A 13,962-nucleotide genomic window follows, 5' to 3' on the forward strand; every position below is an offset into this window, starting at 1 on the left:
CGCCTGATTCGGCGGTTTTTTTTGATAATGATGTTTACGAATTATGCACTTAGTCTTTGGATGTCCAAGCTAAAGCTAGTTAGACCAATCTCACTGAGAGACACGCGGACACTACCACCAGATAAGTCAATGGTTTGGAATCGCATACTGGATGCGTCAATACCTAGTAAGTTGTCGTTTTTGACGAGGAGCGCTTTGCCGGAGCCATCGACGACGGCATTGAGCCCAGCAGACAACACATCAAGCTGGTTGTCGGCAGCATTCAGAATGCCAAACATAGCGCGGATTGGGCTGGCGTATGTCGAACGTTTTATCGCATGCTCAATTTGGTGGACAAGATGCACGAAACCACGTTCGTCAGCATCTTGCGAGCGAAGATACTCGTTGAAAAAGGCACGGATCATTAGCGTCGTTGCAGTACCATTTTGTCCTGCGGAGGCGCTGTCTACCATGTAAAACGCCATCTGGCCGTCCATCATCCAGGTGTAATCAAGTACCACTGGGCTACTGTCTGCTGACTGCAAAGAATGATAAGACAAGCGCCAATCACCTTGTTGAGAATCTTGATCAGGCATTAACCCCATCAGCAAGTCTCTTGCACTACCTGGGTTGTCCAACAAATCTTCGAGGTGCCATTTCAGTTCTTCGGTTAGTGGTTGGTCGCCATCTTGAGAAACTTTAAACCACTGCTGCGAGAAATCTGCATCGCTACTTACGCCACCATCGGCATCTTCCAACACAGAGATAATGGCTGATTTGACGACCATGATGTCTTCGATAGGTTTGATCAGAAAATCTTTAACGCCAAAGCGTAGCGCTTGCGCGACATCAGACATGCCACCCGTGCCGGAGATCACAATCACTGGCACCATAGGGTATTCTGAGCTGACTTCTTCGACGAACTCCAGACCTGTCATTACAGGCATAGAGAGATCACTGAGTAGTAAATCCGGAATGCCTTCTCTCAGCGCTTTTAATCCATCCAGTCCGTTTTCAGCTTCTCTGACGACGCAGCCTTCTTTGCGAAGAAAGCTACCAATGATCCGGCTAAATACAGGATCATCTTCAACAATGAGAACTTCTTTTCCTTCCAACACAATATGTTCTCCTGTTTCCTCTTGCCTTGCTTGTGTCTAGTACGGCAATTTCGTTACTACTAGGATAGTTTGAAAATCCACCTCAGGTTGACACTAGCACGCAATAGACAACGCAAAAGTCGTTAACTTTCTGTATCCAGATAAGAAAATAATTCCTATATCTTCTATCTTTCTTTACCTTCAGACCACCATTAGCGTCCTGCTTATTGATATGAGACAACGAAAAAAGGGCCATGTTAATTTGAAATAGCTAAAATACCGCTTTTTATTGAACAGCATCGCAACTCAGTGAAACCCAATGAAATTAGATGATCTCAATCTTTTCCGGCTAATCGTCGAAAATGGAAGCTACACGCTGGCGTCAAAAAAGACGGGGATCCCTGTTGCCACGCTGACCCGCCGGATTCAAGCGCTGGAAGAAGACATTAAAATTAAACTGCTTCATCGAGACGCAAGAAAATTGTCGCTTACAGAAGCAGGGCAAAGCTTCTATGACCGATGTTCGCCGCTGTTGGAACAATTGGTAGAGGCGACAGAGAACCTTTCAGAAAGTTGCCAGGGTACCTCTGGAACCCTTCGCCTCGCTGCTCCTTCCAATATTGCGATGAAGCTACTTCAGCCGATGCTAAGCGCTTTCTTGGTAGCGTTCCCCGACATCAAAATCGATTTGTCACTCTACAGCGATGCCGCTCAACCAAATCAGGATGATAAACACGCGTTCATTAAAATTGGCCCTCAACGCGATTCCTCGATGATCGCCAGAAAGCTTCACACGGTCCGAGACATCCTGATAGCAAGCCCCAATTATCTCTCTTCCAGTGCCCCTGTTTTGGATGCCAGTGATTTAGAAAAACATCCTTTATTGAAAGGATGGCCTTTGATGAAATGGCGTCTTTCCAATCTAAACGGTCAGCAACTGAGTATTTCCCAACAAGGACGCTTTGAAGCCTCTGAGCTACGCGTGGTGAGAGCCGCCGCGAAAGATGGGCTAGGCATCGCCCTTATTCCCGATGTATTGGTTCAAAAAGACATCGCCTCTGGAGAACTAGTGCAAATTCTCCCGGATTGGACGACAGAGCCCAGGGATATCTTTCTGATGTATCACGATAAAACGCATCATCCAGATAAACTTCGTGCTTTTATCGACTTTTCACTCTCTTATTTTCACTCTGAAAGCAAAGAAGGGTGAGCTTGATCACCAAGTGTCCCAGATTCGATAAGTGATTAAAAAACCACCATACTTTTGGTGGCTAAAACTTGCTAACGACGCTGCTCAGCACCTAATGTTATTAGTATGTAACAAAGCGATCGTTCAAGTATCGCTGTTGCGTATAACTAATACCAATCACAGTAGGTAGGTGATCAGAAATAGCCTAGGAAAAACACTCGAGAACAAGGCGAAAAATTCGATAAGTAGTTATCCTACATTCAAATTTTTGAACGCAGTTGTCGAGCATTTTAACAAGCTAGGATGAGCAGATATTTACTACGATTGGTATAACTACTGGTTACTGCACAGGAAGGAGCGACCTATGATTCTGGGACATTTGCTCGGCCTTTATACTCACCCGAAAGAAGAGTGGAAAAACATAGACGATCGCCATGAAGGCACGGTGAACAGTCTTGGACACGCAGCTATTATGGCGCTAATTCCACCTATCTGCGCCTATTACTCTAGCGTTCATATCGGCTGGCAGATTGGTGTTGGCGATCCAATTTTCCTCACGCAACAAAGCGCAATTATTATCGCCTGCGCCATGTACTTTGCACTAATCACCGGCGTAATGGCACTCGCGTATCTGACCCTTTGGATGAGCCGTACGTTTGGGTCAACACCCACTTATACGCAAGCACTCGAATTGGCTGCTTACACAGCCACGCCAATTTTCATGGTTGGACTCGCAGCACTGTATCCAGTGGTCTGGTTTGTGATGCTGGTTGGCTTAGCAGGTATCGCCTACTCTGTGTACCTTCTGTACACGGGCGTTCCCATCATCATGCACATACCTGAAGAGCGAGGCTTTATTTACGCAAGCTCGGTTGTGACCTGTGGACTGGTTTTGCTGGTTGCCATTCTTGCCAGCTCAGTCATCATGTGGAATGTCGGTTTCGGCCCAATGTTTGTTCAGTAAATGGATTCGTCCAAACATTGAATAGGATGAAAATTAAAAAACGCGGCTTAATGCCGCGTTTTTTATTGGAAGCTTTTCTGTAAAAGACGCTTAATACCAATCACAGTAAGTAGGTGATCAGAGATAGCGCAGGAAAAATGCTAGAGAACAAGGCGGAAAATTTCGATAAGTAGTTATTCTACAATCAAATTTTTCAACGCAGTTATCGAGCATTTTAACAAGCTAGGATGAGCAGATATTTACTACGATTGGTATAAGTTAACTCTCGTTGTAAATTTCGAGATTCGCCAATTCTTGCTGCTGTTCACGAACCGCTTTAGATTCATCGTTACGCAGGCTTTCCAGATAATCCAAGTATTCCTGGTTGATATCACTGGTCACATAGTCACCGCTAAATACCGAGCTTTCAAATCGTTTGATATCGGGGTTGCCTTCGCGTACTGCTTCTTCCAAATCGGTCAAATCTTGGAAAACTAGTCCATCAGCACCAATGATTTGGCAAATTTCATCGACTTCTCGACCATGTGCTATCAGCTCATTCGCGCTTGGCATATCGATGCCATAAACGTTCGGGAATCGAATTTCTGGTGCCGCTGACGCCATGTAAACACGCTTCGCGCCTGCTTCACGTGCCATTTCAATGATTTGCTCAGACGTGGTACCACGAACAATCGAGTCATCCACCAGCAGTACCGACTTATCTTTGAACTCCGAGCGGATTGCATTGAGCTTACGACGCACTGACTTGCGACGTTGCTGTTGACCCGGCATGATGAAGGTACGGCCGACATAACGGTTCTTCACGAAACCCTGACGATAAGGCTTTTCCAGCACCTGCGCGATTTCCAGTGCGATGTCACAAGAGGTTTCCGGAATTGGGATAACAACGTCGATATCCAGATCATCCCACTCGCGGCGGATTTTTGCGCCGAGTTTTTGGCCCATGTTAACTCGCGCACCATACACAGAAATCTTGTCGATGAACGAGTCTGGACGTGCAAAGTAAACAAACTCAAAGATACATGGGGACAACGCAGGGTTGTCAGCACATTGGCGGGTAAACAGTCGGCCATCAAACGTAGCGTAAACAGCTTCGCCCGGCGCAATATCGCGCACGAAATCAAAGCCGACAGCATCGAGCGCCACAGACTCTGAAGCCACCATGTACTCTTCACGGCCATTCACTATACGCTTGCCCAAGCAAAGAGGACGAATACCATGTGGGTCGCGGAAAGCAATCAGACCATGGCCAATAATCATCGCTACCACCGCGTAGCCACCGGTCACTTGTGCGTGCAATTCACGAACCGCTTTGAACACATCTTCTTCGGTGAGTTTTTTAGAGGCTACATTGTCAATTTGGTGAGCAAGAACATTGAGGAGAACTTCGGAATCTGAGGTGGTGTTGAGGTGACGACGGTCTTGTTCAAACAGAGATTCACGCAGTTGATTGGCATTGGTCAGGTTACCATTGTGCGCCAGCGTGATGCCATAAGGGGAGTTCACGTAAAATGGCTGCGCTTCGGAAGCACTGGAGCTACCTGCCGTTGGGTAACGGGCATGGCCAATTCCCACGGTTCCCTGCAGTCTTTGCATGTGCTTCAGTTGGAAAACATCTTTGACCAGGCCGTTCGCTTTTCTCAGGCGGAAACGGTTATCGTCAATGGTGACAATCCCTGCCGCATCCTGACCACGGTGCTGAAGTACTGTCAACGCATCGTAAATTGACTGATTAACCGGGGTCTCGCCCACGATCCCAACAATCCCACACATGTATGCTGTTCCTTGTAACGCGAAATTGAGCCCAGGGAACTTGTGGGTTTGCCCGCGAAGCTTGCCGCGGGAAAACCTTAGATCACCTTAGGCAGAAAGCTGGAGCTTTGCTCCAAATAAGAGAAAAACCACTCAATCACTACCCCAAATTTAGGGATTAACTGTGATTGTTTCCACTCTGGAGAGTTCGCCAAGCTGGTAAAGGCATCGAGGAAAAACAGTAGTGCCGCGACAATCAATACGCCACGAATTCCCCCGAAAACAATCCCCAACACGCGATCTGTGCCTGAAAGGCCAGTTTTTTGTACTAACTGACCAATCACGTAGTTGACAACCGCGCCAACAATCAGGGTGGCAATAAACAGCGCCGCTATCGCCGCACCGTTTCGAATCATTTCGTCATGAATATTTGTAAAGTAGGCAGCCAGTTGCGGGTAGAAGTTGCTCGCAACAAAGAAGGCACCAAACCATATCACCAGCGACAAGGCTTCTTTTACAAAACCGCGGACCAAGCTAATCAGAGCAGAGAAGCTGATCACGCCAATAATGATGTAATCTATCCAATTCATCTTTTAATCATCTGAGCGATTCGCGCGCATTTTAACAGAAAAAATGACGACGCAAACGTTTTCTTATGGGTTGAGTGGGTTAAATCTAAGCAGTTGGCCTTTCAATCCGGTCAAAGACTCTAAATCTGCAGTCATCGACTCAAGTTTTTCTTTTGAGATATCAGGGCCTACCTCGACACGGGCCAATTCACCTTCCTGAATATCACGCGGCATTAGTTGAGCGGGATAGCCTTTACTGCGGAGCGTAGATACCAGGTTTTTGGCATTGTCGATATTGCGGAAGGTGCCGAGACGGATCACCCAAGCAGAATCGACATAGCCATCTTTTGGTTTGGAGGCCTCTACAGAAGCCGGCGACGTCTCTGGTTCGTCGATGGTCACCATGACTGGCGATTCCGGCGGCATAAAACTTTCGACCTCTTCCGGTGCTTGAACAGGTTCTGCCAGCACGGACTCGTCGACTTCTTCACGCAATGGAATAGCTTGATAGCTTTCTTCGTAATGTGCTTTCTCGCCATCAAATACATCGGGGAGGAAAATCACGCCCAGAGAAACCAGAATGAGCGTCCCGACCAAGCGGTTTTGAAACTGGGTTGCCACGTTTACTCCTGTTTTTGGAGGTGGTCGGCGATTTCACCGACGGTATGGAATGAACCGAACACGATGAGGATGTCACCATGAAAGTCCAACGCCGCTTTTGCTTTCTCAAAAGCCTGCGTTGGAGATGCAAAGCCTTCAACACCATCAGGTAGGTGAGAAGTAATTTCTTCCCAAGAAGCTGCGCGAGGACCAGCAAGCGAAGCGGGATACCAGCGATCCACAACAGGCTTCATTTCCTCGACCGTAGCGGCGATGTCTTTGTCATGTAGCATGGCGACGACAGCATGTACGCTACCATTCGCCGCGTCTTTCAGTTCATGAATCTGTTTCGCCAGGTAAGCCGCTGAATGTGGGTTGTGCGCCACGTCCATCAAAATCAATGGAGACTCAGAAACGCGTTCCATTCGGCCTGCCAGTTTGACTGACTGCAAACCATCAACGATGTGTTCATCAGTCACTTCCAACTCAGATAAGCCCAACGCCATCAGCGCCGTTGCGGCATTTGGCAGCGGCAAGTTAGGTACGGGTAAATCGCGCAAATCAAATGCGCCACATTGCCAATGCCACACATCGCCTTCCTTTTCATAGGTGAACTGGTAACCCACCTGATGGAGATTAGCCCCGATATCATCAGCATGGGCAGCAACGCTTGCAGGTGGCTCTGGCTGACCACACACTGCAGGTTTACCCGCGCGGAAGATCCCTGCTTTCTCAAAGCCAATCACTTCGATGTCATCACCCAGCCAATCTACATGGTCCAGTGCCAAACTGGTGATCACCGATACATCGTGGTCAACGACATTTGTGGCGTCCAAGCGGCCACCTAAGCCAACTTCCAGTACCACCACATCAACCTGGTTATCCTGGAACAGCCAAAGTGCTGACAATGTGCCGAACTCAAAGAAGCTAAGACTCGTATCACCTCGCAGCGCTTCAATCGCGGCAAAAGCTTCCGAGTGTCTCTCGTCATCCAGCTCTTGCCCGTTAATGCGCACGCGCTCGTTATAACGCACCAATGAGGAGAGCTGTAAACGCCAACCTTATAACCCGCCTTGAGAAGAATGGTTTCGATAATGGCACAAGTCGAACCTTTGCCATTGGTGCCGGCTACCGTAATGACTGTTGGCGCTGGTTTGGTCAGCTTGCCTTTGTTCGCAACCAGAGAAACGCGGTCTAGGCCTAAGTCAATCGCGCTGGTATGAAGAGATTCAAGGTACTGCAACCATGCAGACAGTGGTGAATTTGCACCCGGAGAAATGAGTTCTGACATTTGTAATCTATTCTATTGTCCAATGCTTCAATCATATCAGTTAAAAGACAAAGAGCGCCATAAGGCGCTCTTTTGATGTTTATTTGTGGGACACTTATTCGTTATCGTCCACTGGCTCCGCTTCAACCACTTCGCCTTCCAATGGTTTATCGACAGATACCACCAATGGAGACTCTTGATTAGTCATCTTCGCTAAAAGACCACCGATTCGCTGACGCATTTCACGACGGTCGACAATCATATCAATGGCACCGTGTTCCAGCAGGAATTCACTGCGCTGGAAACCTTCTGGCAGTTTCTCACGCACGGTTTGCTCGATAACACGCTGGCCTGCGAAACCGATCAGTGCTTTTGGCTCACCGATGTTCACGTCGCCCAACATCGCAAAGCTTGCAGTGACACCACCAAAAGTTGGGTCAGTCAGTACAGATACAAAAGGCAGGCCCTTTGCAGACAAACGCTCAAGCGCTGCACTGGTTTTCGCCATTTGCATCAGCGACATCAGCGCTTCTTGCATACGCGCGCCGCCACTTGCAGAGAAACAAACCAAGCCACAGTTATTTTCAATGGCTGCGTCCACCGCTTTTACGAAACGCGCACCGACAACAGCGCCCATTGAACCACCCATAAAGGCAAATTCAAAAGAAGCAGCAACCACTGGCATGCCCAGCAGCTCACCTTTCATGACGATTAGAGCATCTTTTTCGCCACTTGATTTCTGCGCCGCTGAGATGCGGTCTTTGTATTTCTTTGAATCACGGAATTTGAGCAGGTCTTTCGGCTCCAGCTCATCACCAATTTCTACGCGGTTACCTTCATCAAGGAAGGTTTCCAGACGCTTGCGTGCGCTCATGCGCATGTGGTGGTCACACTTTGGACACACGTGCAGGTTACGCTCAAGTTCTGCGTGGTACAGCACCTGTTCGCAAGACGAACACTTGGTCCAGACGCCTTCAGGAATCGAAGCCTTACGTGAAGAACCGATATTGCTTTTTGTCAGAATTTTTTCAAGCCAGCTCATGAACGACCTTTTGTATTGGAGCACCCGCCGCTTACATCATTACCATGCACTGTTTCGCTCACCATGAACGCGGTCTGTGCAGAGATGGGCAAGTGGCCTTGATATCTACGAATTCAACGAAGAATTAAAACACAACTTGTTAAGACTTTGGACAAAAAACTGGTACTACCTATTGTTAGTCCCACTTCTGTCTACTTTGCTTTGTAACGAAGAGGCGATTTTCCTCGACGCTTTGCTGGTTACAGTTGTTCGTCCGGCAGAAACAGCGGACCCACCGGCGAGGATGGCAATTCATATTCCGCCGGATAGTCGACCTCTACCAGATACAATCCTTCTGCTTTAGCTGTCGCCGCCGCTAAGTTGCGATCTTTGATTTCCAGTAGCCATTTCAGCCACTCAGGTTTTTGTTCCTTGCGACCAACGGCAATCAGGCTGCCTGTAATGTTTCGCACCATATGGTGAACGAATGCATTGGCCTTGATATCAATGATCACGTAACAACCCTGACGAGTCACATTTATATGGTGAACATTTCGCCATGGACTGTTTGATTGACAGTGAGCAGCACGGAAAGAAGTGAAATCATTCTCGCCCAATAAATACTGTGCCGCTTCATGCATCAGTTTTTCATCCAGCTCACCATGGTAGTGGCTAACACCATGACGCAGGATGCCCGGACGCAACGCGTGGTTGTAAATAACGTAGCGATAACGACGTGCAGTGGCAGTAAAGCGGGCGTGAAACTCGTCTGGTACTTCTTTGGCCCAACGCACGGCAATGGCATCTGGCAAATGCGTATTGACGCCCATTGTCCACGCACGAAGCGGTCTTGAGCCTTCAACATCGAAGTGAACAACCTGACCTGTGCCGTGTACGCCAGCATCGGTGCGGCCAGCGCACTGCACTTCTATAGGCTGATTGGCGATTTTGGACAGGGCTTTTTCAAGGTGTTCCTGAACGCTCGGTACTTCACGCTGGCGTTGCCAACCATAAAATTTCGCACCGTCGTATTCCACACCCAGGGCAATTCTCATCGTGTTTTCTCTGTATTGCTGGTTATCTAAGGCGGCGCATTATATACCCAAACGACCTGAAAATGCAGGATTCAGCGAGATTGACTGGCGTTGTGATCGCGGCGTTCCTTTGTAGGTGTAGTCACCTCCATCAAAAAGGAACAACAAAGAGCACAGCGTCAGTCAACTCGCCCAAAGGGAGGCCCTCAATGCGAGCGTCTTCAGGTTGTTTGGGTATATACCCAAAGTGTCAGGCATAAAAATGGCGGGATAACCCGCCATTTTAATTTTCACCTGTTTAGTTGAGCTTCTCTATCATCAATCTGGCTTCATCCTTGAGGTTGGCATCGCCGCTTTGCATCACCTTCTCCAGAAGCTGAATTGCGCCGTCTACATCGTTCATCTCGAGGTAGGCTTTCGCCAGATCCATATTAGTTGCTGCTTCACCACTGCTGTCTACATCTGCTGGTTGGATATCACTCAGTACATCAGGGAAGTCTTCCAAACCGACATCTAAATCCATCTTCAGTGAATCAGGGTCTTCCTGAGGTGCACCGTCATCTTTCATCAGATCATCGATGCTGATGTAATCCTCACTCGGAGACGACTCTTCAACCAGTTCGCTTTCCACATCGTCCAGCAAACCGTCCAAGTCACCTTCCAGATCCATAGACTTGATATCATCACCCAAAACTTCCGGCTGCTGAGACCAATCTTCGCTTTCAAGCTCCGGCTCTGGTGCCTGCTCAGCACTCCATACATCCGTTTCTTCTTCCGGAATGTCGAGCTCTTCAGTACTGAAATCACCGAGCCCTGAGTGTTCATCATCCAACTCTTCTGAAAGCAACGCTTCCATATTAAGCCCAGCAACCTGATGATCGTCATCATCCAGCTGAGCCAGGTCGTCCAACTCTGCCGCGCGGTACGGCGCTTGCGAAACCGGTGCGGAAGATTGTGTGAAGCCTTCATCTTGGGACTGAGGCAAGAACTCTTCCAGTTCCCGCTGTTCATCTAACGCTGCTGATAAGGCATCCTCTTCGTCAAACTCACCCAACTCGTCAAGCCCAATAGGCTCCACTTTCGGGAACGCAAGGGTATTTGGCTCAGTGGCAGTGAAGGCTTGTGCGTCTGAATCAGCCTCTGTTTCTTGCTCTTCCTGACTCAGTTCATCTTGAAGTGCTTGAATGTCCTCAAGGTCGCTTTCTGCTTCTTCTGGCAGAGTTTCCTGAGAAGCTGGCAGTTCAACGTCATATTCCTGCGCGGCATCCTCTTCGGTGTATTCAGGCAGATTATCTAAATCCAGCGGCGTGTCGTCTTCTTCAGGGAGCGAATCGCTGGTTGTCTCTGGCTCACCTTCACTGTCCGCTAACGCCGCCTCTTCGTCATATTCCGGTAAAGAAGACAAATCCAACGGCGCTTCTGCTTCTGCTTCTGCTTCTGCTTCTGCTTCTGCTTCTGCTTCAAAAGCGTCTTGAGGCTCTTCCTCTAATGCAAGGTCCTCAGGCTCTTGATCAGGTAATTCAGGCGCTTCAAGTTCAACTTCTGGCTCGGTGCTTTCTGTTTCTGGCTCAGCGCTCTCCAAATCCAGTGCTTCATCTGCAATGAGGTCTTCAGCATCTGTCGCCTCTTCAGAATCAGCAATGTCTTCTGACTCAGCTGACGTTTGCTCTGGCTGTTCCAGATCGGCTGGTTCTACGTCAGCTTGCTCAAAGTCTTCAGAAGTCGTTTCTTCATCCAACAGGCTGTCGAGAAGCTCTAAGTCATCAGCAGTGGCCTCTGGCTCTTCAATCGCCGTATCTTCTGCTAAAGGCTCGTCATCTTGAGAGGCTTCATCGCCTGTGTGCTCTTCCTGCTCAAGAACATCGTCAAGCAATTCCAAATCAGATTCAGACGCCTCCGGCTCTACCTCAAGGTTATCAGGGGTTTCTTCAACGAGAGCGTTCAGCTCATCAAGCGCCTCTGTGTCGTCAGCAACTAAAGACTCCTCTGATTCAGCATGCTCTTCGTCCGAAGCCGCAGACATCTCTTCAGCCATGTCTGGCTCTGAAATATCCAGTTCGTCTGCTGCCTCAGGGACATCATCCAACGCATCGACTGAACTTTCTTCAGCACCCTCCGCGAGAAGATCGCCATCAATATCGAGTTCGTTATCGATATCCAGCTCATTATCGATATCAAGTTCACTATCAACTTCGAGGTCATTACCGAGCAAGTCATCGTCAGGGACTTCATCAAGTAACGCACTTTCGTCTTCTAGTGTGTCACCATCATCAATCAGTTCGTCAAGCAGTACATCGGTTTCGCCAAGATCAACGTCTTCCTGCTCTTCCGAGTCACCCAGCACATCACTCAACAGGTCATCTTCATCGATAGACTCGTCAAGTAGTGCGCTTTCATCCAGCGGATCGATGTCGTCATCTTCACTGACCAGTTCATCAAGCAAAGCATCCGTCTCAGACAGATCAGCTTCTGGCTCAGTGTCCAGTGACAAATCATCGATGTCGTCTTTTACTTCTGCCTCAACCGTATTGCCATCTTCATCAATCAGATCATCGCCCAGCATTTCATCCAGAAGCGCGTCCGGATCGGCAATATCTTCATCTTCAGAGACGCCATCGCTGATGAGATCAATGTCTTCATCGAGCTGCCCGTCCAACATGGCTGTGTCATCTGCGCTCTCTTCTGGCTCTGGCTCTGGCTCTGGCTCTGGCGCCGCCGTATCACCAATAAGGTCATCGATATCGTCATCAGAGAGGTCGATGTCCTGAGACAAATCCACTTCAGGCTCATCATCCAGCACCTTGTCGAACAGGGCTTCGTTGGTTTCAAGATCACCCTCTGAAGCCTCTTCTTCCGGTGCTTCTGGAGCGGGTTCAATATCTTCTGACTCTGTTTCTTGCGCTGCGACCTCTTCGCTGTCACCCGACTGCTCTGCATTCAACAGAGCGTCAATGTCATCAACTTCTTCATCGTCACCGCCGCTCAGGGATTGCTCCCACATTGCTGCGAGTGCTTCATCTGGGCTCAGCTCGGACTCTTCTGGTTGGGAAGACATTTCATCAAGCGCGCGCTCCATGTCTTCAAGGCCGATTGCACCGTCAGTGTTGGCTTCGATATCTAAATCAGTGCTGGTATCGAACTCATCATCCAAGCCAACATCCAGATTCGATGTCAGGTCAGTATCTGCATCAATGTCGAGGCCACCCTCTTCCGGTTCTTCGGAAAGCTCAAGGGTGTCTGACAGGTTAATGTCATCAAGATCATCGCCCATGTCATCGCCAAAGAGCTGATCGGCATCGATATCATCGGTAACTTCGAGTTCGTCATCTTCCAGAACCAGTTCATCGGTGTCATCGTCCGCCACCATTACAGCGTCAAGTTCCGGATCTTCGCCATCTAACCCTTCCGGTTCTTCCACATCAACATCTTCATCTTTACGACGACGCATGATGAAGAAGGCGGCAGCACCAATCACTAACAATGCAGGGATAATTGCCATGGTCGCCAACATCAGTGGGCTTGCCATCAGGGATTCAAAGAAAGAAGGCTCCTTCATTTCCATCTGAGCCTGACGCATGCGCTGGATTTCGAGGAACTCGCGAATTTCTTCGGTGAGCTCTTCATCTGCCGACATTTGGTCTTTCAGTGCTGCCAGTTCATTTTGAACTTCAGCCAGACGGATTTTGAGGATGTGGTTACTTTCTACCAGCTTGCCCATTTGCAGGTCAGATTCATTAATCTGATTCTGAACGGTAGACATGTTTGGTTTAGCTGGTGCACCGGATGTGTCCCCTTCGGGCTCCATCATCTCCTGCTCTTGCATTGGCTTTTTCTCAGCCATGGTTTCCGTTTCAACGGCTTCCATTTCAGGCTTCGCAGTTTCTACCATTGCAGGTTCAGGTTTCGGCGCTGGCTTAGGCGCAGGTTTTGGTGTGGCAGCAGGTGCTGTAACTTGCTGACTCAAAGGCTGGTTAGCAACACGTTGTGCGTCTTTGCGCGCCTGATCAATTTGCAGGCGACTTGCGACGTCATCCGTACTTTCGCGGCGAATTTCCGTCAGGGTTGGCATCACCAAAGTACTGCCAGGAACCAGACCGTGAATATTGGCATCTTCGAACGCGCCTGGATTGAGGCGGAAAATAGCGCCAATAGTCTGATAGACAGTCACAGAGTTGTTTGGCTGATAGCGTGACGCGATAGACCAAAGGGTGTCGGTGTCTCGGGTTGGACCAACAGATTGGCGTCGGTTCACCGAAGATAGTGGCGCCTGATTTTGTTGAGCCAGAGGTGCAGTCGCGTTAGGCGGAGGAGATTCTTCCACCGGGCCAAGAATACGAATAGCAGACTGCGCAGAGAACGGAACACCGAGGCTCAGCAATAAAGACGAGACGACAAGCGCTTTGCCGAGACGACCACCTGATAAGTATGAAAAAAGAGTTCGCTTCATCGCGTTATAAAAATCTGGGTCAGACACTGCCCGCATTCCC

The 13,962-nt window shown here is 48.8% G+C and carries 9 protein-coding genes and 1 pseudogene; 2 read left to right on the top strand and 8 right to left on the bottom strand.

Translation table 11 applies throughout. From position 1 onward, the window contains the following. Positions 1 to 41: 41 nt before the first annotated feature. On the bottom strand, positions 42 to 1,097 hold the full coding sequence (locus tag G5S52_RS12720; protein WP_165014073.1) for a response regulator: 1,056 nt from the start codon (positions 1,095 to 1,097) through the stop codon (positions 42 to 44). Positions 1,098 to 1,395: 298 nt separating this feature from the next. On the opposite strand from G5S52_RS12720, the gene G5S52_RS12725 reads away from it, so the two are divergent. After that, a complete protein-coding gene (locus tag G5S52_RS12725; RefSeq protein WP_165014075.1) occupies positions 1,396 to 2,286 on the top strand; it encodes a LysR family transcriptional regulator in 891 nt (296 codons plus the stop codon). 343 nt (positions 2,287 to 2,629) lie between these two features. Continuing rightward, on the top strand, positions 2,630 to 3,229 hold the full coding sequence (locus tag G5S52_RS12730; RefSeq protein ID WP_002537783.1) for a Yip1 family protein: 600 nt from the start codon (positions 2,630 to 2,632) through the stop codon (positions 3,227 to 3,229). A 258-nt stretch (positions 3,230 to 3,487) separates the two neighbouring features. Here G5S52_RS12730 and purF read toward each other — a convergent pair whose 3' ends face one another. The 7 genes and pseudogenes from purF to G5S52_RS12765 form a co-directional block, all read right to left on the bottom strand. Beyond that, complete coding sequence (gene purF, locus G5S52_RS12735; protein WP_165014077.1) at positions 3,488 to 5,002, bottom strand: amidophosphoribosyltransferase; 1,515 nt, start codon at positions 5,000 to 5,002, stop codon at positions 3,488 to 3,490. A 77-nt stretch (positions 5,003 to 5,079) separates the two neighbouring features. Further along, positions 5,080 to 5,571 carry a colicin V production protein gene (gene cvpA / locus G5S52_RS12740; RefSeq protein ID WP_046306156.1) on the bottom strand — a complete coding sequence of 164 codons (492 nt, stop codon included), beginning with the start codon at positions 5,569 to 5,571 and terminating at the stop codon, positions 5,080 to 5,082. A gap of 63 nt (positions 5,572 to 5,634) precedes the next feature. Beyond that, positions 5,635 to 6,171 (bottom strand): SPOR domain-containing protein, encoded by a 537-nt coding sequence (locus G5S52_RS12745; RefSeq protein ID WP_165014079.1) that lies wholly within the window; start codon positions 6,169 to 6,171, stop codon positions 5,635 to 5,637. 2 nt (positions 6,172 to 6,173) lie between these two features. After that, a pseudogene (folC, locus tag G5S52_RS12750) lies at positions 6,174 to 7,441 on the bottom strand (bifunctional tetrahydrofolate synthase/dihydrofolate synthase). A gap of 94 nt (positions 7,442 to 7,535) precedes the next feature. Further along, positions 7,536 to 8,462 (bottom strand): acetyl-CoA carboxylase, carboxyltransferase subunit beta, encoded by a 927-nt coding sequence (gene accD, locus G5S52_RS12755; protein WP_046306163.1) that lies wholly within the window; start codon positions 8,460 to 8,462, stop codon positions 7,536 to 7,538. A gap of 239 nt (positions 8,463 to 8,701) precedes the next feature. Next, positions 8,702 to 9,496 (bottom strand): tRNA pseudouridine(38-40) synthase TruA, encoded by a 795-nt coding sequence (gene truA, locus G5S52_RS12760; RefSeq protein ID WP_002537793.1) that lies wholly within the window; start codon positions 9,494 to 9,496, stop codon positions 8,702 to 8,704. A gap of 277 nt (positions 9,497 to 9,773) precedes the next feature. Continuing rightward, on the bottom strand, positions 9,774 to 13,958 hold the full coding sequence (locus G5S52_RS12765) for a FimV/HubP family polar landmark protein (RefSeq protein WP_165014081.1): 4,185 nt from the start codon (positions 13,956 to 13,958) through the stop codon (positions 9,774 to 9,776). Positions 13,959 to 13,962 lie beyond the last annotated feature (4 nt).

It is taken from the genome of Grimontia sedimenti (assembly GCF_011045095.1).
In the GTDB taxonomy this organism is placed as follows: Bacteria; Pseudomonadota; Gammaproteobacteria; order Enterobacterales; family Vibrionaceae; genus Enterovibrio; species Enterovibrio sedimenti.